At 69.1% G+C, this 25,558-nt stretch carries 13 protein-coding genes; 1 reads left to right on the top strand and 12 read right to left on the bottom strand.

The genetic code is table 11. The features are described 5' to 3' along the window. Nucleotides 1-2: 2 nt before the first annotated feature. Complete coding sequence (locus Q8N19_RS07385; RefSeq protein ID WP_305589232.1) at nucleotides 3-545, top strand: hypothetical protein; 543 nt, start codon at nucleotides 3-5, stop codon at nucleotides 543-545. Here Q8N19_RS07385 and treY read toward each other — a convergent pair. The 12 genes from treY to Q8N19_RS07325 all read right to left on the bottom strand — a co-directional run bounded on the left by treY (nucleotide 542) and on the right by Q8N19_RS07325 (nucleotide 25,551). Further along, on the bottom strand, nucleotides 542-3,115 hold the full coding sequence (treY, locus tag Q8N19_RS07380; RefSeq protein ID WP_305589230.1) for a malto-oligosyltrehalose synthase: 2,574 nt from the start codon (nucleotides 3,113-3,115) through the stop codon (nucleotides 542-544). The genes Q8N19_RS07385 and treY overlap by 4 nt on opposite strands. Continuing rightward, on the bottom strand, nucleotides 3,112-5,142 hold the full coding sequence (malQ, locus tag Q8N19_RS07375) for a 4-alpha-glucanotransferase (protein ID WP_305589228.1): 2,031 nt from the start codon (nucleotides 5,140-5,142) through the stop codon (nucleotides 3,112-3,114). Before malQ ends, treY begins: the two co-directional genes overlap by 4 nt. Continuing rightward, a complete protein-coding gene (gene glgX / locus Q8N19_RS07370; RefSeq protein ID WP_305589225.1) occupies nucleotides 5,139-9,002 on the bottom strand; it encodes a glycogen debranching protein GlgX in 3,864 nt (1,287 codons plus the stop codon). The genes malQ and glgX overlap by 4 nt, the downstream gene beginning before the upstream one ends. Beyond that, on the bottom strand, nucleotides 8,999-11,194 hold the full coding sequence (gene glgB / locus Q8N19_RS07365) for a 1,4-alpha-glucan branching protein GlgB (RefSeq protein WP_305589217.1): 2,196 nt from the start codon (nucleotides 11,192-11,194) through the stop codon (nucleotides 8,999-9,001). Before glgB ends, glgX begins: the two co-directional genes overlap by 4 nt. Further along, nucleotides 11,191-14,451, bottom strand: a complete 3,261-nt coding sequence (treS, locus tag Q8N19_RS07360) for a maltose alpha-D-glucosyltransferase (protein ID WP_305589216.1) — start codon at nucleotides 14,449-14,451, stop codon at nucleotides 11,191-11,193. Before treS ends, glgB begins: the two co-directional genes overlap by 4 nt. Further along, on the bottom strand, nucleotides 14,448-17,681 hold the full coding sequence (locus tag Q8N19_RS07355; RefSeq protein ID WP_305589214.1) for a maltotransferase domain-containing protein: 3,234 nt from the start codon (nucleotides 17,679-17,681) through the stop codon (nucleotides 14,448-14,450). Before Q8N19_RS07355 ends, treS begins: the two co-directional genes overlap by 4 nt. A gap of 136 nt (nucleotides 17,682-17,817) precedes the next feature. Beyond that, a complete protein-coding gene (locus Q8N19_RS07350) occupies nucleotides 17,818-18,420 on the bottom strand; it encodes a hemerythrin domain-containing protein (protein WP_305589212.1) in 603 nt (200 codons plus the stop codon). A 52-nt stretch (nucleotides 18,421-18,472) separates the two neighbouring features. Further along, on the bottom strand, nucleotides 18,473-20,077 hold the full coding sequence (locus tag Q8N19_RS07345; RefSeq protein WP_305589208.1) for a carboxylesterase/lipase family protein: 1,605 nt from the start codon (nucleotides 20,075-20,077) through the stop codon (nucleotides 18,473-18,475). A gap of 16 nt (nucleotides 20,078-20,093) precedes the next feature. Further along, the gene (locus tag Q8N19_RS07340; RefSeq protein ID WP_305589202.1) at nucleotides 20,094-21,635 is read right to left on the bottom strand and encodes a carboxylesterase/lipase family protein; all 1,542 of its coding nucleotides are present in this window, start codon (nucleotides 21,633-21,635) and stop codon (nucleotides 20,094-20,096) included. A gap of 22 nt (nucleotides 21,636-21,657) precedes the next feature. Then, a complete protein-coding gene (locus Q8N19_RS07335; RefSeq protein ID WP_305589200.1) occupies nucleotides 21,658-23,064 on the bottom strand; it encodes an MmgE/PrpD family protein in 1,407 nt (468 codons plus the stop codon). Continuing rightward, nucleotides 23,061-23,780, bottom strand: coding sequence for an IclR family transcriptional regulator (locus tag Q8N19_RS07330; protein ID WP_305589198.1), 720 nt, complete (start codon nucleotides 23,778-23,780; stop codon nucleotides 23,061-23,063). Before Q8N19_RS07330 ends, Q8N19_RS07335 begins: the two co-directional genes overlap by 4 nt. A 139-nt stretch (nucleotides 23,781-23,919) precedes the next feature. After that, nucleotides 23,920-25,551, bottom strand: coding sequence for an NAD(P)/FAD-dependent oxidoreductase (locus Q8N19_RS07325; protein ID WP_305589197.1), 1,632 nt, complete (start codon nucleotides 25,549-25,551; stop codon nucleotides 23,920-23,922). Between the last annotated feature and the right edge of the window lie 7 nt (nucleotides 25,552-25,558).

Genomic DNA, 25,558 nt, shown 5'->3' with positions numbered 1-25,558 from the left:
CCATGGCCCGGGCCCGCAGGCTGAAGGTGTTCCAGGCCCAGATCGGCTTCTATGACACGGTGGTCGCCGTCCCCAGCCAGCCGGCGGCCCTGAAGGCCTGGGGGCTTCGCCAGGACCTTTTCGCCTCGGGCCATGCGAAGGTCGCTGAGGATCCCCAGGCGATCGCCGCGGCCCTGGAGCATCCGGATATCCCGCTGAGGCGGGCGGTGGGCACCGGCGATCCCTTCGAGCTTGAGGCCACGCCCCAGGCCGAGGCGCCGCCCTCCTCGGCCAAGGACCGCCCTCGCATGGCCCGGGCCAAGGCCGTCAAGCCGCGACCGACCAGACCACCCGCCGATCGGGGACGGCTCGACGCCGCCCAGTCGGCGCTGGAGGCGCTTGAGGCGGCCTGGGCGCGGGATGAGGCGGCCCTCATCCGGAAGCAGGAAGAGCTTGAGGCTGAGATCACCGAGGCCCGGGCCGCCCATGCTGACGCCCGCAAGGCCGCCAAGGCCGCCATCGCTGAGGCCCGCTCGGCCTATCGGAAGGCCGGCGGTCGGGACTAGGCCTGGACCATCAGGGCGACGGGCAGGGTTTCGAACAGCTCGGCCGCGGGCCGCGTGCCGCCGGCATGCGTCCGGTGACCAAGATGATCGAAGAGGCGGTCCGACGTCGGAACGCCCGTGAGCACGGCGGTGTCCCCCCACCACGCGGCGTCCGGCCGCGGCAGGCCAGCAGTGAGGCCATCAGCCGGACAGCGCATCACGGCCGCGGCGATCAGCATTTCGTCCCCGGCCCGGCGGGCGAAGGCGATGAGGTGGTCCTTGCGGGCCCCCACGGTCCGCAGGGGAACATAGTCGCCCCGGGCGAAGAGCGTCGGCCGGTCCCTTCGCAGGGCCAGGGACCTGGCGATGATCTGCTGCTTGACCGCTCCGGAGCGCCAGTCGGCGAGATCGGTCTCCGGCGCGGATGCGGCCAGCAAGGCCCGGCGTCGGTCGAAGTCCACCGGCCGGCGATTGTCAGGATCGACCAGGCTGAAGTCCCACAGCTCGGCGCCCTGATAGGTGTCGGGCATGCCGGGGCTGGCGCATCGCAGGAGGGCCTGGGCGAGCCCCTTTATCGCCCCGGCGGGCGCGATCTCCGCCACCAGGCCAAAGAGCGAGGCGCGAAAGGCGCGATCGGCCAGACACTGGCCAAGATGGGCGAGGCAGAGCGCCTCATAGGCCTCATCCGGAACCGCCCAGGACGAGCGCAGCTTGCCCTCCCGCAGCGCCTTGACGAACCAGCCGGCCACACGGCCCTCGAAGGCTTTCACCCCCTCATGGTCATCGATGCTCAGGTCGAGGGGCAGGGCGCCGACCAAGGTCTGGTGCATCTGATAGGCGTCGGCACGGGCCATGTCGTGTGGGATATGCGACAGCCAGCTTCGGACCCGGTCGGCCCAGAGCTCGGGGCGCTCGCTGAGCACCGCCAGGCGAGCGCGGACATCTTCCCCCCGCTTGTGGTCGTGGGTCGCCGTGGTCAGCATGGCGCCGGGACAGTGGGCCGCCCGGGCGAGGTTTTCGGCGTGGAAATCCGCCGCCTCCAGGGCCAGGCGCCCAGGATAAGAGCCGACCTCGTTGCGCGAGAGCAGCCGCAGGTGCCGGTAAAAGGCGGTGTCCTCTGCCGACTTGGCCGCCACGGGGGCGCTCAGCTGGTGAAACCGCCGCAGGGCGCGGCTGCGGTCCTCCGGCTCACCAGGGCCATCGCCGCTCAACCAGGCCTCAATCTGATCCAGCGCAGGCTGGTCTGCCGGCGCGAGACCGATTCGCGCCCTGGTCAGGGCCTCGGCCAGCCGCCCGCGGTCGTCCTCGGACAGGGGGCCGCCGTCGCCATAGAGCCTGTAGGCGGCGAAGCCGGTGAGCAGCTCGATGATCGCCCGCCGCAGGGCGCCTTGAGTGAGGTCGCGGGTGGGAAGCGCGCTCCGGGCCAGATCGTGAAAGGCGCTGGCGGCGGCCTCGACCTGGCCAGCGAAGCCATGGGTGAGGATTTCCCGCCGGGCGGCATGCTCCTCATCCTCATAGGCGCTGGGGCGGCCGCTGACCTCCTCCCAGAGCGCGGTGAGGCGATCGGCCCCGGCGGCGTCGTGCAGCAGGGCCGAGACACTGTCCATGAATTCGTAGCCCGTGGCGCCGTCGCAGGCCCAGTCGGCCTTGAGGGACTCCCCGGGCGCAAGAATCTTCTCGACCACCAGATAGGCCGGGCCGTCGGGAACGCCCGTGGGGCGGGCCCGCTCAAGGGCGGCCAATTCGGCCCGCAGGCGGGTTAGGTAGCCGGACGGATCGGCCAGGCCGTCGATGTGGTCGATGCGCAGGCCATCGATCAGCCCTTCGCCATAGAGGCGCAGGGGCAGGGCATGCATGCGGTCAAAAACCTCCGGGACCTCCACGCGGACGCCGGCCAGTTCAGTGATGTCGAAGAAGCGCCGCCAGTTGATCTCGTCGCCCGCGCTCTGCCACCAGGCCAGGCGATAGGCCTGACGCTCCAGCAGGTCGTGAAGGCGCGAGCAGCCCGGCTCCTTGGCCGGGTCATATGCCTCGAGGCCGCGCGTGAGGACCTCGGCCCGATCGGCCTCACGGATCGGGAACCGGTGGTGGTCATAGACTGTGGCCCATACCGAGGAGTCAGGTCCGGCCTCGAGGCGGATGTCGCCCTTCGCCAGCGCCTCGCCATAGGGCGCGCCAAGGAAGGGGGCCAGGACCTTGCCCTGGAGCGCCGGGTCGCGGGGCCGCCAGTCGATGTCGAAGACCTCGGCGAAGGCGCTGGTCTCGCCTTTTTCCAGTACGTCCAGCCACCAGGCGTTCTCCGACCCGCCGACGGCGAGGTGGTTGGGCACGATGTCGAGGATGACGCCCAGCCCCGCAGATCGGAGGGCCGCGACCATCTGGCGGAACCCGTCCTCACCGCCCAGCGCCGGATTGATGGCGGTGGGATCGACCACGTCATAGCCGTGGGTGGAGCCGGCTCGGGCCACGGCGATGGGGGAGGCGTAGAGGTGGCTGACCCCCAGGTCGCGCAGGTAGCCTGCGAGCCCCGCGCCATCAGCAAAGGTGAAGCCGGCATGGAACTGCAGCCGGTAGGTCGCCGTGGGAGTCATCTGGGCCGCTCTTTGTTCAGGCTCGCGACCCGGCCAGCCGGCCCCGGGGCGTCGAACAGCGCCTCAGCCGGGCCGGGCAGACGCCTGCGCCAGTTGGGGTGTTCGGTGGTGGTGCCGGGCAGGTTGGGCTGCGCTTCGAGACCCAGCAGATCCTCGATCGGCAGGATGGCGAGTTCGGCGCGGGTCTTGGCCAGGAAGCCGACGGCGGCGTCCACCACGGCGCCTGTGGCGTCGACCGATGGCGGGGCGCCCCTGGCCGTCTCGGCCTCGCAGAAGGCGGCCCACAACGTCGCCCGCTGAGCGGCGCGCTCTGATCGCTGCATGGCGGCGTCATCGGCGGTCAGGTCAGGCTGCAGCCGCAGTCGCCAGTCGATGTCGGCGCCCTCCCACCAGCCGGCGATCGGCGGCAGATCGTGGGTGGTGGTCATGGCGCAGGCCCGCGGCGACCACTGCTCCGGCGGCTTGAACGCGCCGGCCTCATCCTTTTCAAAGAGCAACACCTGCATGCCGCGCACCCCGCCCGCGTCCAGGGCTTCACGCAGGCCGGCCGGCACCGTGCCCAGGTCCTCGCCGATGACAAGGACGCCATGGCGGTGGGACTCGATGGCGATCAGGCGCATCAGGTCCTGCATGGGGTAGGTGAGATAGGCGCCCTCGGTCGGCCCCGCCCCATGGGGCACCACCCAGAGCCGGCGCAGACCCAGGATGTGGTCGATCCTCACCCCGCCAGCATGGCGCATGGCCGAGCGCAGGGTCGCCAGGAACCCCTCATAGCCGCTGGCCGCCAGGACCCTGGGCGAGAAGGTGGTGACCCCCCAGTCCTGGCCCTTGGCCTGAAAGGCGTCCGGCGGCGCGCCGATATTGAGGCCGCTAAGCAGGTCCTGCGGCCGCGACCAGGCGTGGCTGCCGCCGGGATCCATGCCGACCGCCACATCGGTGATCAGGCCCACGGGCATGCCCGCGGCCCGGGCCGCCTGCTGGGCGCGGGCCAGGCTTCGGTCGGCGAGCCACTGGACGAAGATGTGGAAGGCGATCTCGTCGGCGTGCTCTCCGGCGAAGGCGGCCACGGCGGGGCTTGCGGCGTCGTGAAACTCCTCAGGCCAATCCGGCCACCCGCGGGCGCCGTCCCGGGCGAAGAAGACCCCGTGGATCGTCTCGAAGCGGGCATGGCCTTGCAGATCGTCGCCGCCTTCGGCCTCAAACCGCTGCAGATCGGTGCGCAAGCTCTCTGGCGCGACGCTCCTGAAGCGCGCATGGACCTGGCGCAGGGCCGCCATTCGCGCGGGAATGGCCTGCGCCCAGTCGATCAGCTCGTCCCCGCTGGTCTGGGGACCCAGGTCGCCGAGCTCGGGCCCCAGCACGGCGGCCGGATCGGCATAGAGACCATTGAGGAACAGCCGGCTCGAGGGCGCGTAGGGGCTGAACCGGTCAGGGTCGGCGGCGAACAGGGCGTGCACCGGACTGATGGCCAGGGCCGCGCCCCCGTGCTCGCCAAGGACGCTGGCGAAGGTCGCCAGGTGGCCGAAATCGCCAAAGGGGCGAGGCTCGCGCCCGTGGAGGGCATAGAGTTGTACGGCGAGACCCCAGAGGCGGCGGCCAGGCGACAGATCCTCCAGACCAAAGGCGCGGGGCGGCGCCGCCGCCACCGTGATGGTCCGATCCCCGATCTCAAGCTGGTGATAGCCCGGCGTCTCCACGCCCTGGCGGGTGAACCCCGTGGCCGGATCCAGGGAGATGGCGAGACGCCCGCCATCCTCCAGCCTCAGGGTCGCCGAGGGGCCGCACGGGCCGCCCAGCGGCTGGAAGGGCGCTCCGACCTCGACGGTGATGAAGTCAGGAGGCGGGGCGGCGCTAAGCCGTTCGCGGCTGTCACGAAGTTGCTCGGACGTCGCTGCGGGCAGGCCAAGGGCCGCCAGAACGGCGCGCAGGGTTTCCGGCGGCGTGCGGCGTGGCGTTCCATGGACGTCTTCCCACTCGACAAGAACGCCAGCCTCGGTCGCGAAGGCCTCAAGCTCCGCCTCGCTCACCGCCGCGGCTCCAGCCAGGCCATGAGGCTGCCAGGCGCCAGGGCGCCGTCGTCATCCAGACCGTCGCCCACCGTGGCGGCCGCAACTCGCCGGGGGGCATCAGTCACCTCGACGGACTCCGAGCCGAGATTGAGCGCCAGGGTCCAGCGGGACCCATCCCCGAGACGCCAGCTGGCCTTGACCGCGGCCGGGCCGATGGCGCTGGCGCCCAGGCTGTGGGCGCCCTTCAGCCGAGGCGTCAGATCCCTGGCGCGGATCTGCAGCAGGTCGCGATACAGGTGGCGCCAGTCGGCGGCGTCGGGCCCGGGCTCGGGATGGGAGACCTCGTAGGTCTCGGGATCATTGGGATCTGGAATCTGCGCCCGGGCGTCCGGATCGGCGAAGGCCGGGAAGTGAGCGAACTCCGCCCGCCGGCCCTCTCGGACCGCCTGGCCAAGCTCATCATGGTGATCGGTGAAGTAGAGGAACGGCGCTCGGCTGCCGACCTCCTCGCCCATGAAGACCATGGGGATCTGCGGCGCGAGCAGGAGGAGGGCGGTGGCGGCCTTCAGCGCCTTGGGATCGGCCAGGGTCGTCAGTCGCTCCCCCAGGGCCCGGTTGCCGATCTGGTCGTGGTTCTGGATAAAGTTGACGAAGGCGGTGGGGGGCAGGCTGGCGCTGGGGCCGCCCCGGGGGGCGCCGTCGCGCAGGGGCGAGGCCTGGCCCTGATAGACAAAGCCTTCGGCCAGGCTGCGGGCCAGCGCCTCGGCGGGCTGCGCGGCATAGGCGGCGTAATACCCTTCGGTCTCGCCTGTCAGCAGGACGTGGAGCACATGGTGGGCGTCATCGTTCCACTGGGCGTCGAAGGCGCCGGCGAGGTGCTCAGGGACGTTGTCGTCGTTCTCGAGGATCAGGTGGATTTGCCGGTCGCGGCCGGCGGCGGCCCTTACCGCCTCGCCCATCTCGTCGATCCAGTCGCGCTCGCTTATCGCGTGGACCGCATCGAAGCGCAGGCCATCGAACCGATACTCGTTGATCCAGTAGATGGCGTTCTCTGTGAAGAAGCGCCGGACCTCGGGCCTGCGGAAGTCGATGGCCGCGCCCCAGGGGGTCTTGATGTCGTCGCGGAAGGCCTGCGGGGCGTAGGCGCCCAGCGCGTTCCCGTCAGGCCCGAAGTGGTTATAGACCACGTCGAGAAAGACCATCATCCCAAGCTCGTGGGCGCGGTCGATCATCGCCTTGAGCTCATCGGGCGAGCCATAGCCGGCGTCCGGCGCGAAGGGCAGAACCCCGTCATAGCCCCAGTTCCGCTGGCCCGGGAAATCGGCGATCGGCATCAGTTCGATGGCGGTGAAGCCGAGGTCCCTTAGGCTGGCCAACTGCTCGGCGACGCCGGCGAAGCCGTCCATCAGACCGGGATGAAGTTCGTAGATCACGGCTTCTTCCCACGGCCGCCCCATCCAGTCGGCCGTCCGCCAGCGATAGGCGGCGGGATCGACCACCAGGCTGGCGTCGTGGACATCGCCATTCTGGCGACGGGAGGCCGGATCAGGCACGCAGACGTCTTCGCTGACGCGGTACTTATAGAGCGAACCTGCGCCACAGGGCGCCTCGGCCTCGAACCAGCCTGGCTCGGCTGCGCTCATGGGCTGGGCCGGCAGGCCCTCGACCTCCAGGGTCACTGCCTCGCAGGCCGGCGCCCAGAGGCGGAAGCGCGTCCGGTCCTCGGCCAGGACCGTGGCGCCAAAGGGGAGTTCATGCACCCAGCGTCCTGCCCCGCCCGCGCCCTCGACCACGGAGTGAAGGAGCACCGCGCTGTGGGCGCCGACCTCGACCTGCGTGCCGGTGAGCGGCTGTTCGCCCATGCCGGGGTGAGCGCTGTCCAGCAGCAGGGTGGGGGCGCCCATGGGTTCGGGCAGATGGAAGGTGATGGGATCGTCGTTGGCGTTGGTCAGCAGGGTGATCAGATCGACCCGGCCGTCGTCCCGCGGCGCGGCGCGGCGCATGGCCAGGGCCGACGCGTGGGGGTTCTGCCAGTCGTCAGCCGACAGGCCGCGCCCATGTTCGTCGAACCAGTCGACGTCGAGGACGCCGGGCGCGTACTCGTTCTGACCGTGCAGAAACTGGGTCGGGCGAAGCGCGCCGTAGGTTTTGCGCAGGGCGATCAGGCGTGAAACGAAGTCGATCTGGGCCTGGCCCTCCGGCGACTCCAACTGCTTCCAGTCGAACCACGAAATCTCATTGTCCTGGCAATAGGCGTTATTGTTGCCCTGCTGGGTACGTCCGAACTCGTCGCCGCCCAGCAGCATCGGCGTGCCGGATGAGGCGAACAGCGTCATCAGCATGGCGCGCATCACCCGGCCCCGGGTGCGCTGGATATCGACGTCGGTGGTGGGGCCCTCGGCGCCCCAGTTGCGCGACAGGTTTTCGCTGTGGCCGTCGCGATTGTCCTCCCCATTGGCCTCGTTGTGACGCTCCTCGTAGGTGACGAGGTCGGCCAGGGTGAAGCCGTCATGGGAGGCCAGGAAGTTGACCGAGGCCCAGGGACGCCGGGCTCGACGGTCGAAGATGTCGCCGGATCCGGAAAGCCTGGCGGCCAGGTCCGGGCGCCCGCCTTCATGGCCGCGCCAGTAGCCCCGCACGTCATCGCGGAACCGGTCGTTCCACTCGGCGAAGCCGGGCGGGTGCTGGCCCAACTGGTAGCCGCCGGGACCGATATCCCAGGGCTCGGAGATCAGCTTGATCCCCTGCAGCATCGGGTCCTGGCGCAGCACATCAAAGAAGCCGGCGCCGGGATCGAAGCCGTGCTTCTCCCGGCCGAGCGTGACCCCCAGATCGAAGCGGAAACCGTCCACGCCGTAGGACTGAGTCCAGTAGCGCAGGGAGTCGGCCACCATCTGGACCACGCGGGCCTTGGACATGTTCACCGTATTGCCGGTGCCGGTGTCATTGACGCAGAAGCGCGGATCGCCCTCGACCAGCCGGTAGTAGCTGGCGTTGTCCAGGCCGCGGAACGACAGGGTGGGGCCGCGCTCGCTGCCCTCGGCGGTGTGGTTGAAGACCACGTCGAGGATCACTTCCAGGCCGGCCGCGTGGAGCTTGCGCACGGCCATGCGCAGCTCATTCTGATCGCCCCCTGACAGATAGCTCCGCTCAGGCGTGAAGAAGTTGAGGGTGCTGTAGCCCCAGTAGTTGGCCAGCCCCTTTTCCTGCAGGAAGCGGTCCTGGGCGAAGGCGTGGATCGGCAGCAGCTCGACGGCGGTGACGCCCAGGCGTTTCAGATGATCGATCACCTTGGGATGGGTGAGCGCGGCGAAGGTGCCGCGGACCGGGGGCCGAACCTCCTCCATCAGCATGGTCAGGCCCCGGACGTGACACTCGTAGATGACCGTGTCGGCCCACGGGGTGTTGGGCCGCCGGTCCCCGCTCCAGTCGAAGGCGTCGGCGGTGACCATGGACTTGGGCATGGCCGGCGCGCTGTCGCGTCGGTCGAAGGTCAGGTCGGCCCGCGCGGCGTTGACGCGGTAGCCGAACAGGGCGTCGGTCCACCTCAGGTCACCCGACAGGCTCCGCGCATAGGGGTCGATCAGCAGCTTGTTGGGGTTGAACCTGTGCCCCTCCTGCGGGGCGTAGGGACCATGCGCGCGGTAGCCATAGAGCAGGCCGGGCTTCGCACCCGGCAGGTAGCCGTGCCAGACCTCGTCGGTCCACTCCGGCAGGGCCAGCCGGGCGATTTCGCGGCGGCCGGTCTCTTCGAAGACGCAGAGTTCGATCTTCTCCGCATGGGCGGAATAGACGGCGAAATTGATGCCCAGGCCGTCGAAGGTGGCGCCAAGGGGATAGGGCAGGCCGCCCTCAAGACGGTCCGGGAGCAGGATCAAGTGGCGGTTCCTTGATGGCGCAACAGCACGGCGCCGAGAGGGGGGAGGGTCAGGATCAGGGAGTCGGGCAGGCCATGGGACCGCGTCGGCTCGGTATGAACCGCGCCGCCATTGCCGATGTTCCCGCCGCCATATCGATCAGAGTCGGTGTTCAGGACCTCAGCCCATACGCCGGCCGCGGGCGCGCCCAGCCGATAGTCCCGCTGTGGCTCCGGCGTCATGTTGACGGCGAAGATCACGGTCGGGGCGTCGCCCCCGGCCTGCCGGCAAAAGGCGAAAACGCCGGCTTCGGCGTCCGTGCAGATCCAGGCGAAGCCCTCGGGATCAGTATCGCTGCGATGCAGGGCCGCCTCGCGGCCGTAGATCAGGTTGAGATCGCGAACCAGCATCTGCATCCCGGCATGATCGGGTTGCTGCAGCAGGTCCCAGGGGATGGCGCCGTCGTGGTTCCACTCGGTGGGCTGGGCGAGCTCGCAGCCCATGAACAGCAGCTTCTTGCCCGGATGGGCCCACATGAAGGCGAGATAGGCGCGCAGATTGGCGAACTGCCGCCACCGGTCGCCGGGCATCTTGCCCAGCAACGAGCCTTTGCCGTGCACTACCTCATCGTGGGAGATCGGCAGGACGAACCGCTCGGTGAAGGCGTAGAGCAGGCCGAAGGTCAGCTCGTTCTGGTGCCAGCTCCGATAGACCGGATCGCGCTGCATGTAGCTGAGGGTGTCGTGCATCCACCCCATGTTCCATTTGTAGTTGAAGCCGAGGCCGCCCTCGGCCACCGGACTTGAGACACCTGGCCAGGCGGTGGATTCCTCGGCGATGGTCACGGCGCCCGGGCATCGGCTGGCCACCGTCTCGTTCAGGCGGCGCAGGAAGGCGATGGATTCGAGGTTCTCGCGACCGCCATGGATGTTGGGCACCCATTCGCCGGGCTGGCGGCTGTAGTCGCGGTAGAGCATGGAGGCCACCGCATCGACGCGAAGACCGTCGATATGGAAGGTCTCCAGCCAGTAGATGGCGCTGGCGATCAGGAAGCCCTGGACCTCCTGTCGGCCGAGATTGAAGATCAGGGTGTTCCAGTCCTGGTGGAAGCCTTCGCGCGGGTCGGCATGCTCATACAGCTGGGTGCCGTCGAAGCTGGCCAGGCCGTGGACGTCGGTGGGGAAGTGGGCCGGCACCCAGTCCAGGATGACGCCGACGCCCAGCCGGTGGCAGGCGTCGACGAACCGCGCCAGGCCTTCCGGCGACCCGTAGCGTGCGCTCGGGGCGAACTGCGATAGGGGCTGATAGCCCCAGGAACCGCCGAACGGATGCTCCATGATCGGCAGCAGCTCCACATGGGTGAAGCCCATGTCGGCCACATAGGGGGCCAGCCGTTCGGCCAAGCCTCCCCAGTCGAGGTTGGGGCTGTCTCCGTCGTCAGGGCGCAGCCAGGAGGCGGCGTGGACCTCATAGATGGAGATCGGCGCGTCGGGCTTCTGGCGCCGGCCTCGGTCGGCCATCCAGTCAGAATCTGTCCAGGCGAAGTCGGCGACCGGGGCGATGATCGAGGACTGACCGGGCGGGAGTTCGGTCATCCGCGCCAGCGGATCGGCCTTCAGGGGGAGCAGCTCGCCATGGGCGCCGACCAGCTCGTATTTGTAGCGCTCGCCCGGCTGAAGGCGCGGTACGAACAGCTCCCACACCCCGGCCGGATGGCGCAGGCGCATGGGGTGGCGGCGGCCGTCCCAGCTGTTGAAGTCCCCGACCACCGACACCCGCCGGGCGTTCGGCGCCCAGACCGAGAAGCCGACGCCTTCGACGCCCTCAAGGGTCTGAGGCTGGGCGCCCATTTTTTGGCCGAGCTCCCAATGGGCGCCCTCCATGAAGAGGTGCAGGTCCAGGTCGCCGAGGAGCAGGCCAAAGGCGTAGGGGTCTTCGGTCTCCTGCGTCGCGCCCTCCCAATCAATGCGTAGCCGATAGCCGCCCTTGCCGTTCAGGCGGCCGGCGAACAGGCCCGGCGCGACCTCATCGAGAGGCGAGGGCTTGGCGCCGTCCTGCAGCGCCGTCACCGAGCGGGCGCCGGGCTGGAAGGTGCGGACAACGGTCTTCCCGTCAGCCTCGTGGGGCCCCAGAAAGACGAAGGGATCGGTCAGCCGACCCTCCATGACAGCGGACGTCAGGGCATGGGTCAGGGTCAGGTCCTCGTGGCTCATAGGTCGCCACCCAGCAGCCGATCGACCGTCGCGGCTAGGCCGCGAAGGGGCGTCCCCAACCAGGCGGGGCGGTTGGCCGCCTCGTACCTGACCTCATAGGCCGCCTTTTCCAGCAGGAAGAGGTCGAGCAACTCGGTCGAAACCGCGCCGGCCACCTCGCCATAGCCATCGAGAAACGCCTCGCTGGCCACCGACTGGAACTGGCTGACGACATCGACCGCCCGTTCCTGGACGCCCTGGGCCACATTGGCCGCAGCGATGGCGCCCAGCGCGGCGGCATAGTCGAAGGATCGCAGCATCCCGGCCACGTCGCGCAGGGGGCTGGCCTTGGCGCGGCGGTCCTCCAGGGGTTTCGTAGGCTCGCCTTCGAAGTCGATGAAGGTGACGCCGCCGCCGGTGACCAGCACCTGGCCGAGGTGCAGATCGCCATGGATACGGGTGCGCACCTGACCAGACCCCGCGTTGGCAAGCCTGTCGACCGTCTGCGCGATCTCACTCCGGCGCTGGCGGAGGCCGTCGGCGATGTCGCCCAGGCCGCCCTGATCGGTCCAGTCGCCGCCCTTTTCCAGCACGGCCAGGGCGCCGTCCACCTGTTGCAGGACGCTGGCGCGGACGCCCTCAACAGCCTTGGCGTCCATGATCTCGGGGGCGAAGGCCGCATCCCCGCTGGGCTGGGCCAGGACGCCGTGCATCTCGGCCAGGCTGCGCCCGAGCACGCGGGCGAATTCGGCATAGGAGCCGAAATCCGGTGTCGCGGTCTGATCGCCGGCCAGGACGAGGTCGTCGATCACCCGGTGCAGGTAGTCCTGGGTCCAGTCCCAGCCGTCGCCCTGACTGTAGATGAAGGCCTGGGCGACCATCAGGGTGTGCGGTGCGCCGTCCGGCGCGATCCGGCGTACCTCTCCGACAAAGGCTGGAACGTGCGGATAGCCCCGCTCACTGAGCACCCGGGTCATCTCAGCCTCGGGATGGACGCCCGGCACGACCTTGCGCAGCAGCTTCAGGACGATCTCGCGGCCGATGATGACCGAGCTGTTGCTCTGCTCGGCCGAGGACCACTCGATCTCGGCGTCGTCGCCGGCCTCGAAGGGGGCCGAGGTGAACTCGATGTCGCCAAAGGGCGAGGTGAGGGTCGCGTTGGATCTCAAACCCGCCATGACCGAGCGGACGAACTCCGTCGTCAGGAAGCCATCGGTCAGATCGCCGACCAGCGCGCCGCGGCGGACCCGCGCCATGGCGAAGTTGTGGGCGTAGGGATCGCCCACATCGTCTTCCCAGGCCACGCCCAGAGGCACCACGTAGGCCGACGTCCCCGTGGAGGTCTCGACCTCGAGCTCGGCGAGGATCTGGTTGGGCGCGCCGGGCAGGGGCGAGAAGCCCTTGACCCGGGTCGCCAGAAGTTCGGCGTCCTTGCCCTGGAACCAGCGCCGGCCGCTCATCCAGTTCGGTAGCACCTCGGATTCCAGCACCGCCCGGTGGGGCGGCTCGACCAGGGTGGCGACATCGCCACGAAGCACGAAGGTGTGCTGCTCGGCCTGAACCCCGCTTGGGGCCGTGCTCCAGCTGGGACCATCGGTCTTCTCGCACAGCTGGAACCAGTGGAAGCCATAGGGCGGCAGGGTCAGCAGATAGGTGAGGTGGCCGATAGGCGGGAAGGGCGTGCTGCCCGACATTTCCATGGGCGCCCAGCCGGCGAACTCCGATAGGTCGAGCTCAACGGCCTGGGCCGTGCGGGCCAGGTTGGCGACGCAGAGGATGGTGTCGCCCTCGTGCTCGCGCAGATAGGCCATGACCTTGCGGTTCTGCGGCCGCAGGAAGCGCAGCGTGCCGCGCCCAAAGGCGCTGTGGCGCTGGCGCACCGCCAGCATCCGACGCAGCCAGTTCAGCAGCGAGTGGCTGTCTTTGCTCTGGGCCTCCACATTGATCGCCTGGAAGCCATAGAGCGGATCCATGATGGCCGGCAGGACGAGGCTGGCCGGATCGGCGCGGGAGAAGCCGCCATTGCGGTCCGGCGACCACTGCATGGGGGTGCGCACCCCGTCCCGGTCGCCGAGATAGATGTTGTCGCCCATGCCGAGCTCGTCGCCGTAGTAGATCACGGGCGTCCCCGGCATGGTCAGCAGCAGGCAGTTCATCAGCTCGACCCGGCGGCGATCGCGCTCCATCAGCGGCGCCAAGCGGCGGCGGATGCCAAGATTGATCCGCGCCCGGCTCTCCGAGGCGTAGACGCTCCAGAGGTAGTCCCGCTCCTTGTTGGTCACCATTTCGAGGGTCAGCTCGTCATGGTTGCGCAGGAAGATCGCCCACTGGCAGGCCTCCGGAATATCCGGGGTCTGGCGCATGATGTCGGTGATCGGGAAGCGGTCTTCCTGGGCGATGGCCATGTACATCCGCGGCATCAGCGGGAAGTGGAACGCCATGTGGCATTCGTCGCCGTCGCCGAAATACTGCTGGGTGTCTTCGGGCCACTGGTTGGCCTCGGCCAGCAGCATGCGGTCTTCGAAATGCTCATCCAGATGGGCGCGGATGGCCTTCAGGACGTCGTGGGTCTCGGGCAGGTTCTCATTATTGGTGCCCTCCCGCTCGATCAGATAGGGGATGGCGTCGAGCCGCAGGCCGTCGACCCCGGCCTCCAGCCAGTAGCGCATCACCGAGAGAATCTCTTCCAGGACCTTGGGATTGTCGAAGTTCAGGTCCGGCTGATGGGAATAGAAGCGGTGCCAGTAATAGGCGCCCGCCACCGGATCCCAGGTCCAGTTGGAGGTTTCGGTGTCGAGGAAGATGATGCGGGTGCCGCTGTAGTCGGCGTCGTTGTCGGACCAGACATAGAAGTCCCGCTCCGGCGATCCGGGCGGCGCCTTGCGGGCGGCCTGGAACCAGGGGTGCTGGTCCGACGTGTGGTTGATCACCAACTCGGTGATCACCCGCATGCCGCGGCCGTGGGCCTCATCGATGAAGCGCTTCACGTCGTCGAAGTCGCCATACTCCGGATGCACGCCGCGATAGTCGGCGATGTCATAGCCGTCGTCCCGCCGCGGGGACGGGTAGAAGGGCAGCAGCCAGATGGCGTTGACACCCAGGCTGGCGATGTAGTCCAGCTTGGCCGACAGACCGGCGAAGTCGCCGACCCCGTCGTCATTGGAGTCGAAGAATGACTTCACGTGCAGCTGGTAGATGACCGCGTCCTTGTACCACTGGGGATCGGCGGTCTGCGCGGGCTCGGCCACGGGATCGTCAGCGAGATAGGCGACGCTCATCGCGGGGCCTCCATACGGAAAATGAGGTAGGGGCGGCCGGGGTCGAGGGCGATGCGTCGCCACTTCCCCTGCCAGGTGAAGCTCTGGCCGGTGAGCAGGTCGTCCACATGGGCGCTGGCGTCGTCGGCGAGGCCCAGGCGCCAGAACGGCGCCTCCACATCGGCCTCGTGCGCTTCGTGAGGATCGAGGTTCACCGCCACCAGGATGAGGTCACCCCCGTCCGGGCTGAGCTTGGCGTAGAACAGAATGTGGTCGCTGCTGGACGGCAGGAACTGCACGTTCAGGTGGGTTTGCAGGGCGGGATGGGATTTGCGCAGGCGGTTCAGCTGGCTGATCTGCGGAATGATGCCGTGCGGGGCGTCCCAGTCCCGGGGCCGGATCTCGTACTTCTCGGAGTCCTTGAACTCTTCCTTGCCCGGAACCGGCTCGGATTCGAGCAGCTCAAAGCCGGAATAGACCCCCCACAGCCCCGACAGGGTCGAGGCCAGGACGGCGCGGATCAGGAAGCCGGCGCGCCCCGAGGTCTGCAGGAAGTAGGGATTGATGTCCGGCGTCGTGACGAAGAAGTTGGGCCGGAAGAAGTCCTTCGGTTCGGTGGTCGCCAGTTCGGTCAGATAGTCGGTGAACTCCGCCTTGGTGTGGCGCCAGGTGAAGTAGCTGTAGGACTGCGAGAAGCCGATCTTGGCCAGCCGGTACATGACCCGCGGGCGGGTGAAGGCCTCCGACAGGAAGATGACGTCGGGGTGGGCGGTGCGCACCTCTCGGATCATCCATTCCCAGAAGGCGAACGGCTTGGTGTGGGGATTGTCGACGCGGAAGGTGCGCACGCCCTCGCGAACCCACAGCAGCACCACATCGCGCAGGGCGATCCACAGATCCGGGATCGCCTCGGACCTGTAGAAGTCCACATTGACGATGTCCTGGTACTTCTTGGGCGGGTTTTCCGCGTACTTGATGGTCCCGTCCGGACGCCAGTCGAACCAGCCGGGATGTTCCTTGATCCAGGGATGGTCTGGCGAGCACTGGATGGCGAAGTCGAGCGCGATCTCCAGCCCATGGTCATGGGCCGCCGCGATCAGGCGGCGGAAGTCGTCGAAGGTCCCGAGCTCGGGGTGGATGGCGTCGTGACCGCCCTCGGCGGCGCCAATGGCGTATGGGCTGCCCGGATCGTCGGGACCCGCCGTCAGGCTGTTGTTCTTGCCCTTGCGATGGCGCTCGCCGATCGGATGGATCGGCGGGAAGTAGAGCACGTCGAAGCCCATGGCCCGAATGGCCGGCAGGCGGGCGATGACGTCGTCGAACGTCCCGTGGCGGGCCGGGTCTTCGGTCTGGGAGCGAGGGAAGAGCTCGTACCAGCTGGCGAACTGCGCTTCCCGACGTTCGGCGTCGATGCATTGGGCTTGGCTTGTGCAGACAAAGGCCCGAGCCTGCGCCTGGTCCATCAGCCGGGCGGTGTCGGCGGCGAGCAGACGCTGGCCGGCCTCCTCGGCGGGGAGGCGCGAGAGCTCGTCAGCCAGCGCAGCCAACTGCCCGGAGGGGGCGGGCCCCGCCGCCTCGGCGATCAGCAGCCGGCCTTCCTCGAGGTCTACAGGCTGGGCGACGCCGGCCTCGATCTTCTTGGTGAGGTCCCGGTGGAAACCGCCGTAGCGGTCAATCCAGCCCTGGATCTCGAACTGATAGCGCCCAAGGCGCGCCAGCGGGAAGCGACCCTCCCAGAGGTCGTTGCCCAGGTGCGACATGCGTATGGACGACCAGGCATCGGTGTCGGCCGCCCGCCAGCGAAGCTCCACGGCCAGTTGTTCATGACCATCGGCATAGGCTGCACAGGTGACCGTCACCGTCTCGCCGACGATGCGTTTGACGGCGAACGGGCCGCCGGCCACCTGCGGGGAGACCTCCTCGATCACCAAGCGAGGCGCCTTGGCGGCGGTCTTGGCGCCCTGACGTCCGGCCCGGCTCACGCTGGCGATCACGGGACTGCGCCGCGCCCCCAGCAGACGCACTTCGCCCGGGGCCAGGGTTTCGAACGAGTCAGCGCGGCCATCCATGGCCTCGAACGGGCCAAAGTCGCCGGCGGCGGGCAGGAAGGTCGCCGGGTCGAGGTCGGCGGGCTCGTCGAGGGACGGGTTGATGAGCACCAGGATCACCGCTTCGGCGGTCCGCAGGTCGGGGCCGCTGGCCCGCAGCAAGGCCGTGGCGGGGGAAGCCGGGCCGGTGAGCAGCCGAATGGCCCCGTCGAACGGGGCCAGCTCGGCGACCAGCCGATTGGCCGACCGCACCTCGGTCGCCAGATTGACGTCATCGCCGGGGAAGGGGGCGCCTTCCCCCAGGCGCGCGCGTTCGGCGACCTCGAATCCCATGGGCATGAGCAGGCCAGAGCCAGTGGACGCCGCGAGGCGCAGGGCGCGAACATAGGCGGCTGAGACATCTGTCCCGGCGGGGAGCCTGGTGGCCAGGCGCGGTCCGAACGGAGCCTCCGGCTGGGCCAGCAGCGGGGCCACTGGCCGCAGATCCTCATGCTCCTCGGCGATCCAGGGCGCACGGCCGTCCCACCAGGCCGCTGACGACATGAGGGCGTCGAAGCCGCAGGGGGCTAGCGCGAGGGCGACGTCCCGGCTCACCCCCGGGGTGTCAGCGATGAAAATCAGGTCAGGCCAGGCCTGGCGCAGGCGCGTGACCAGGCTGGCCCATTGGGCGGGCTCGGCCTGGTCTGGCCGCAGCAGACGAAACCCCTGGAGGCCAGCCTGCGCCCATGATTCCGCATGACCGATCAGCCATTCCAGGATCAGCGCCCACGCGGTCGGCTGGCGCAGGCGGGCCAGCGCCATGCCCTGAGGCGGCGCCGACGCGCGCGGATCAACGGGGCGATCGCCCGCCGCCTCCCGCCGCAAGGTGAAGGCCTCTGGATGCGCGGACACCAGGGGATGCTCCGCATCGAACCGCGTGAGATCGAGGTCCATCATCGGCCGTAGCCCCACGGCGTCGCAGGCTGCGGCCAGCTCACCGATCACCGTGGAGACCGGCGCGCCAGCGAGGCTTGAGGTTCCATGATCGACGGGTCGGAAGATGTCGCCGCGGTGCTTGAACGGGGGCGCGATCAGCAGGTGGTCGAACCCGAGGTCGCGGGCCCGGTCGGCGAGGCGTTTTGCGCCACCCTGTTCGCCAAGGGCGTCAGGATGGGCGTAATAGAGTCGTGGCGCCGTCAGGCGCGGGCGGGCGGCGGAGTTCATCGTCCCTCAAGGCTGGTGTCCGACGACAACCGGCCATGCGGAGCTTCGTTCCTAAGGCAAAGCCGTCCGCGCCGCTTTCAAGCCCTGCGTGGACAGAGAGGCGGCGCCTGACGCTGTGTCAGGCGCCACGGGTCTCTCAAATCGCCGCCGCCGGGGCGTCTTCGTCCGGGCGGAATGAGCGCGGCTCCGCAGACGCCGGCGCCATTGACGATCCGTCGCCGGCATAGCGCTCATATTCCTCGACGAAACGTCGATCGAGGAAGCTCTGGTCGTCGTATTTCTCCTTGAGCTCCAGGAACCACACGCCTTCCTCCTCATAGATATGATGGAGCACGGCCCCCCTGATGTGCTCGAGCTTGTCGAGCCAGGCCTCGTCCTCGGGCGGGATGCGCTCCAGCTCCGCCATCTGCATCTTGGCCGTGGTCTGCTCGGTGTAGGCGAGGCTGGCGTGGGCCTTCTCATGCGCCTTGGCGAGGGCGGGGTAGAGCACCACCTCCTCCGCCATCGCGTGTCCCACCAGCACCCATGAGAGCTGTCGCATGGCGGCGACCCGGGCAGGCCCATCGGCGGCTGCGCGACAGGACTCAAAGGCCGCCCGGATCTGGTCATGATGATCCAGCGCCGCGTTCAGCCAGTCGCCGGGTCTCGCCGCGGCCCGGGCCTTGGCCGTGGCCTCGGCGCGTTTCTCGTCGCTTTCGGGAGGCGTCACAGCCCCCAACATCTTGTCTACGATCGACATACCTGGTCCTCCGTCTCGAAGACCAAGTTGCAGCCATGGGAGATAGTTCCCGTCAGGCGGACCGGGCCGCCGCCCGCTTGCCCCAATACTCCCGGAAGAAGCCTCGGGGGTCCTTCTCCGCACTCGAGGGGTGGCCGATGACAAGGGTCGAGCGATCCTTGAGGTCATAGGCCGGCCAGGCAGGCGTCTTGGGGTTGTTTGGATCGCCCGCGGCGGCCAGCGCCACCCAGGCGCTAGCGATCTCGTCGGCCAGCCGCACATTGTCCCGGCTTGGCCCGGCCAGGGGGAAGCGGATGTCGTGCATGGAATAGGCGACATCGATCCCGTGGGTCGCCCCATAGCGGCCGTCGAAGGCTGGGCTGGGCGCCTCCCAGAGGTAGGACCAGGTGGGCGCGCCGCCGGCCGCGACCCGACGCTCCAGCATGGTGTTGGCCGCCAGCCGGAAATAGGTGTCGCTGGCGATGCGGGCGTTGATGATGAAGGGGGTCGCCCCGGGCGTCTCGTCCCGATAGGCCGACAGCAGCATCTGGGCGTCCTCGCCCACGCGCTTCTGCAGGGTCGAGAGCACTTCGTCCCAGGTCATGTCGAAGCGGGTCTCGCGATAGGTCCGTTCATCAAGGACGGTGGACACCACCAGCGGGATGTCCCGGGACTCCTCAGGCGCGCCCGGGGTGAAGGGATGATGCGGGATGGCTTGGCCAAGCACCGGGGCGAAGGAGCGGGGCGCTTCGCCGCGGCGACGCTCCTCGGCCTCCACATCGGCCTGGGCCGCCAGCAGGGTGGTGAAGGGGACGGCCTGCAGGTCCTTGATCTGGTCCCGTCGCAGACCCAGGCGCTGCAGCAGCTGGGCTGCAGCCTTGTCGGCCTGGTCGCGGGTCATGGAGGTCAGCGCCGAGCCGCTCATGACGCCGGCGCTGGAGAACAGGCCCTTGGCCGAGGGCATGGCCATCAGGTGGCTGACCTTGGCCCCGCCGCCGGACTGGCCGATGATCATCACCCGGGCGGGATCGCCGCCGAAGGCCTCCACATTGCGGGCCACCCACTGGAGCGAGGCCACCAGGTCGGCCATGCCGGCCGCGCCGGAATCGGCGAACGGCCCCTCGTCGCCCAAATAGAGATAGCCGAGCGAACTCAGCCGGTGGTTCACGGTGACCACCACACAGTCACCGAAGCGGGCCAGCATTTCGCCATCGCCGCCGGGATTGTTGCTGGACCCGCCGTAGAAGCCGCCCCCGTGGAAGCGGACGATCACCGGGCGCTTGCGATTGGCGTTGGCCTCCGGCGTCCAGAGGTTGAGGACCAGACAGTCCTCCCCCATGCCGCCAGGCTGCAGGTCGTTGAGGATCAGGTCGGCATAGACATGACGCCGGTTACCCGGGATTTGCGGGGCGATGTTCCCATAGTCGAAGGCGTCTTGCACGCCCGCCCAGGGGATCACTGGCTGGGGCGGCAGGAAGCGGTTGGCGCCCGAGGAGTCCGCGCCGTAGCGCAGCCCCTTGAACACCGCGACGCCGCCTGACGCCACTCCGCGGACCTTGCCTTCGGCGGTCTCGACGACGGGAAAAAGCCGGTCCTCGGCGGCCAGAACGGGACGGGCGGCGGCCAGGCCCAGCATGCCGGCGCCGGCGGCGATGAAGGTGCGGCGATCAGTGGTCATGGAAGTCTCCTCGCGCTCAGCGGTGCAGGGTGCGGCCCATCTGCTGGGTCTCGTATCGGCTCATGAATTCGCGCTCAGCCGACCAGGGATCGGTCGCCAGGCGGGGCGGGACCTCGAACAGCAGGGTCGGCCGTTCGGTCAGGTCATAGGGGCGCCAGTCGGGGATGGCGGCGTTGTTCGGGTCGCCCGTGCGGGCGAAGCTGAGCCATGTCTCGGACATGGCCAAGGCCATGGCCCGGGTCTCTTCGCTCTCCGGTCCCGTCAGATGGGTGGCGGCGGCCACATTGTCGAAGACGAAGGGGAGATCCAGCGTGTGCTGGCTGATGTGCTTTCCGCCGTCGGCCGGGGACCGCCAGGTCAGCTGATAGAGGTAGGTGGGCGCGGCGCTCGCCCGGACTCGGGCTTCCGCCATCAGGGTCGCGTCGAGCACATAGCCGCGGGCCGAGGTGATGGTGAAGTAGAGCTCCGAGGGCGAGGCCTCCGGGCAGGTGGTCTGGAAGGCGGCGATCGCCGCCTCCACGTCGTCAGCCCCCACATGGCGGGCGAGTCGCCGGCGCAGCTCGGCCATGTCGAGATCGAAGGCGCCGTCCTCGTAGCCGAGCTGGTTGGATAGCTCGGTTCGCGTGGTCCCCACCATCATGGGCAGGTCGTTGGAGATGGCCGGCGCCTCGGGATGGAAGGGGTGGGCGGTGAAGGCCAGGCTGTCCAGGACCGGCGAGAACCGCGAGCGCGTCTCCCGCATGACCCGCAGCTGCGCCCGGGTCAGGGTCTCAACGGGGACGTCCAGGAGCTTGCCGATATCAGCCGGGGCGATCTCGAGTTGCGCCAGCAGCGCGTCGGTGAGCCGGGTCGCCTGGTCCGGCGTCTGGACGCGGAGGTGGGAGCCGCTCTGGACGATCCCTCGGGCGAACAGCCCTTTCGCGTCCGCGCCGGCATAGCAGAGGCTGACCTTTCGCCCGCCGCCGGACTGGCCAAACAGGGTGACGTTGCCGGGATCGCCCCCAAAGGCCGCGATATTGTCGCGGACCCAGTTCATGGCGGCGATGAGGTCGAGATAGCCGGCGTTGCCGGAGGCGGCGTAGGCCTCGCCCAGGCGGTCGCCGAGATAACAGTGGCCGTAGACGTTCAGGCGGTGGTTGATGCTGACCACCACCACGTCGCCGCGCAGCGCCAGACGGGAGCCGTCATAGACCTTCTGCGAGGCCGAGCCGGCCTCGAAGCCGCCGCCGTGGAACCACAGCATCACCGGGCGGCGCTGGTTGTCGGACCCCGGGGTGAAGACGTTCACCCGCAGGCAGTCCTCGCTCATCGGCCCTTTGTCGGCGAGCATCCCGCGCATCTGCGGACACTGATCGCCAAATGCGAGGGCGTCCTGGATCCCCGTCCAGGGCGTCACCGGCTGGGGCGGCCGGAACCGGTTGGGCCCAGACGTGTCTGCGCCATAGCGCATGCCCTTGAAGACGCTGACGCCGCCGGTGCGACGGCCCCGAACCTTGCCTTGAGCGGTTTCGACGACGACCAGGGTCTCTACGGCGTCAGGGTCAGAGATGGCGTTCATGCGGTCATGTCCTGTCAGGGCTCTAGCGGCGGATCAGGTCGATCAGGGTGCGGCTGTCGGTCAGGTCTTCGAGGCCGCGTACGGCGGCGACCACCGCCTCGGCGGGGGCCTCACCCAGGGCCGGTGTCATGAGGTCCATGGCCTTGGCCTCCACATCGGCCGGGCTCATGGGATGAGAGGGGAAGCCCAGGACGTGGGGCACATAGGCGGTTTCCTTACGGCCATCGGTCAGCTGGACGATCACCCGGGCCGACTCGGTGCGCGGCTCGCCCGGGGCGGCCTCCTGGTCCGGGTCGTGGACGATTTCCACCCGGCGCATCAGGTCGCTCACCTGCGGGTCCTGCGCCATCCGGGCCAGGCTCTGGGCGGCGACGAAGTCGAGGCGGCGGTCGATCAGGATGATGGCGGCCAGGTAGCGCAGGTTGAGCGCCGGCATGGCCGCATCGCGGAACGCCTCCCAGCGGCCGGGCATCTCGATCCGCACCGCCCGCACCTGGGAGGAGTCGATCCGCGGCAGGAGGGCGAGCAGCGCCTCCACGGCCGGCTGGGTTGGTCCGCCGACCGGAAAGCGCTTGAAGGCGGTCAGCGGCAGTTCCGACCGCGTTCCAAGCTCGTCGATCAGATAGGCGCGGTCCCCATCCCCGTCGCGGAACAGGGCCGAGCGCATCCAGCCACCGGGGTGGTCCAGGGCGCCCCGGACGCCCCGGAACCCCGCCTGCGCCATCAGGGCGGCGTGCAGCCCGTCCCGCGCGCCCATGCCGGCGAAGACGAACGCCTTTTCGATGTGCTCCACATCCAGCAACCACTGCCAGGACCCCGAGGCCTGCTGGGCGCAGTAGGTCCAGACGTGCTCGATCGTCTCCGCCGGAAGGCGCAGCAGGACCGCCGCGGCCGTCGCCGCCCCAAACAGGGGTCCGATCCCGTGATTGGCGATCCCGGCGCGCCGGAGGTTCCCCACCCCCAGGGCCTTGGGCATCCGGCCGGCCAGCTCATAGCCGGCCATGACCGCGCGCAGCAGTTCCCCGCCGGTGGCGCCGCGGGTCTCCGCCACCGCCAGGGCGGCGGCCAGGACCGGCGGTCCCGGCTGAACAAAGGCCGACGGGATGAAGTCGTTGATCTCGGCGGCATGGCCGGTCATGGCGCTGGCGAAGGTGGCGTCCACAAGGCTTGCCTTGTCTGAGGTCCCAAGGATCGTCGCGGCGTTCGGCCCGCCGCCGCCGCCGCTCAGTCCAAGGGCGTAGGCCCGCGCCAGGACGGCGGGCTCCAGGTCGCGGCAGGCGACCATGGCGGCCAGGGTGTCCAGCACATGCAGTCGGCCAAGCTCGCGATACTCCGCCGAAGGCTCAGCCGCCAGGACGCCGGCGACATAGGCCGACAGCGTTGCGCTCACCGGGATGGACGCATCGAAAGGGGTCTCGGCGCCGCTCATCGTGAATCCAGGGATTCGGCCATCCGCGCCCCGGTCTCCAGCAGCGCGTCGATGACGGTGTTGAGGGGTTTGGCCGTCAGGCGATCGGTGGGGGCTGAGACCGACAGGGCCGCCTGGGCCGGCGCGGCGCCCACGGCGATGGCGACCCCGATGCTGGTGACCCCTGGGCTGTAGCCGGAGCGGGCATATCCCGCCCGACGCGCCTCGTGGAGTTCGGCCTTGAGCGCCGCCACATCCAGGGGCTGGCGTGCCGCGGTGCGGGCGAGGATGTCCTCACCGTCAGGGCGCGCCGCCAGGATCGCCTTGCCGCCGGCGGTCAGCGCCGCGGGCGCCCGGCTGCCGATGCGGGTTCTGAAGCGCACCGGGCGCGGCGCGATGATCTTGTCCAGATAGAGGACGTCGTCGCCTGAGAGCAGGGTCAGGCTGACCGTCTCGCCTGTCGTGCGATGCAGTCCCTGCAGGAAACCGGTCGCAGCACGCTTGATGGGGTGGTCGGCGATCAGGCCCGCCCCAAGCTCCCAGGCGCGCAGGGTGGCCTGGTAGCGGCCGGCGCTGTCCTGATCGGCATAGCCCAGCTCGCCCAGCGTGCGCAGGATCCGGTGGGCCGTACTCTTCTGCAGGTCTACCTGCTGGCAGATGTCGGCCAGGCGGAGCGGCTCGCCGGCTCGGACGAGGCATTCCAGCAAGGCAAAGCTGCGCGCGACCGCCCGGTCCATGATTGGCGTCTGAGTCCTCTTCCCGAGGCCAACTATGGCATACCGGGGAGAAGAATTCCAATTCCCGGAACAGCGTTCCGGCAGGCGGAACGGCCGTCACGGAGTGGGCGCGTTGGATACCGGCCGCTCGGGAGGGGGGTCAGGCGGCGACGTCGTCGCTGGCTACCGCGCGCGCGATGGCCTCGGCCACCTTGATGCCGTCGACGGCGGCCGAGAAGATGCCGCCGGCATAGCCGGCGCCTTCGCCCGCCGGGTAGAGGCCGCGCACGTTCAGGCTTTGGAAGTCGGCGCTCCGGGTGATCCGGACGGGGGAAGAGGTGCGGGTCTCGACCCCGGTCAGCAGGGCGTCAGGGTCGTCATAGCGGGGGATCTTGCGGCCAAAGACTGGCAGGGCCTCGCGCATCGCCTCGATCACATAGTCGGGCATCAGCGGCGCGAGATCGGTCGGCCGAACGCCGGGGCGATAGCTGGGGATTACCGGCCCCAGTTCGGTCGAAGCCTGGCCGGCCATGAAGTCGGCCAGCCGCTGGCCGGGCGCGAAATAGTCCCGGCCTCCGGCGACGAAGGCCCGGGCCTCCAGCTCGCGCTGAAGCTCGATGCCCGCCAGAGGATGATCGCTGGGATAGTCAGCCGGCGAGATCCCGACCACGAAGCCGGCATTGGCGTTGCGCTCATTGCGCGAGTACTGGCTCATACCGTTGGTGACCAGCCGGCCAGGCTCCGAGGCCGCCGCCACCACCGTGCCCCCCGGACACATGCAGAAGCTGTAGACCGTGCGGCCGTTGGCGCAGGGATGCGACAGCGAATAAGCCGCCGCCCCCAGGTCCGGATGGCCGGCGCAGGGGCCGAACATCGCCTGGTCGATCCAGGACTGCGGATGCTCGATCCGGAAGCCGATGGAGAAGGGCTTGGCCTCGACGTGGACGCCCTGGTCGTACAGCGCCTGGAAGGTGTCCCGCGAAGAGTGGCCGATGGCCAGGACCACCTGGTCGGCCTCCAGGAACTCGCCCGTATGCAGGTGGAGGCCGCGCATGCGCCGTCCGCCGTCCGGCCCGCGGTCGAACTCGAAATCGGTCACCCGGTGCTGAAAGCGGTACTCCCCGCCCAGGGCCTCGATCTTGGCCCGTAGGGACTCCACCATGGTCACCAGGCGGAAGGTGCCGATATGGGGATGGGCCTCGGTGAGGATCTCAGGCGGGGCGCCGGCGGCGACGAACTCGGTCAGCACCTTGCGGCCCAGGAAGCGTGGATCCTTGATCTGACTGTAGAGCTTGCCGTCGGAAAAGGTGCCGGCCCCGCCCTCGCCATACTGGACGTTGGACTCTGGGTTCAGCTCGCTGCGCCGCCAGAGGCCCCAGGTGTCCTTGGTCCGCTCCCGCACCACCTTGCCGCGGTCGAGGATGATGGGACGGAAGCCCATCTCGGCCAGGATCAGGCCGGCGAACAGGCCGCAGGGCCCCGCGCCGATGACCACGGGACGCAGGCGTCCAGGCGGGGGCGCCTTGGCCACATGGCGGTAGGCGGTGTCCGGCGTCGGGCGGATGTGCGGGTCATCGGCGATGTGGGTCCGCACTGCGTCTTCGTTCCGCACCTCAACGTCAACGATATAGACCTTGAGGATGGCCGACTTGCGCCGGGCGTCATGGGCCCGCTTCCACACCGACCAGGTCGTGAGGTCGGCCTCGGTCACCCCCAGCCGAGCGGCGATGGCGGCGGGCAGGGCCTCGCGCGTGTGGTCGAGGGGCAGCTTGAGTTCGGAAATCCGCAGCATCCCGCCC

It is taken from the genome of Phenylobacterium sp. (genome assembly GCF_030693405.1).
Classification (GTDB): Bacteria; Pseudomonadota; Alphaproteobacteria; order Caulobacterales; family Caulobacteraceae; genus Phenylobacterium.
Note: the sequence above shows the minus strand (reverse complement) of the source record. Positions and strands in the feature narration are given on the sequence as shown.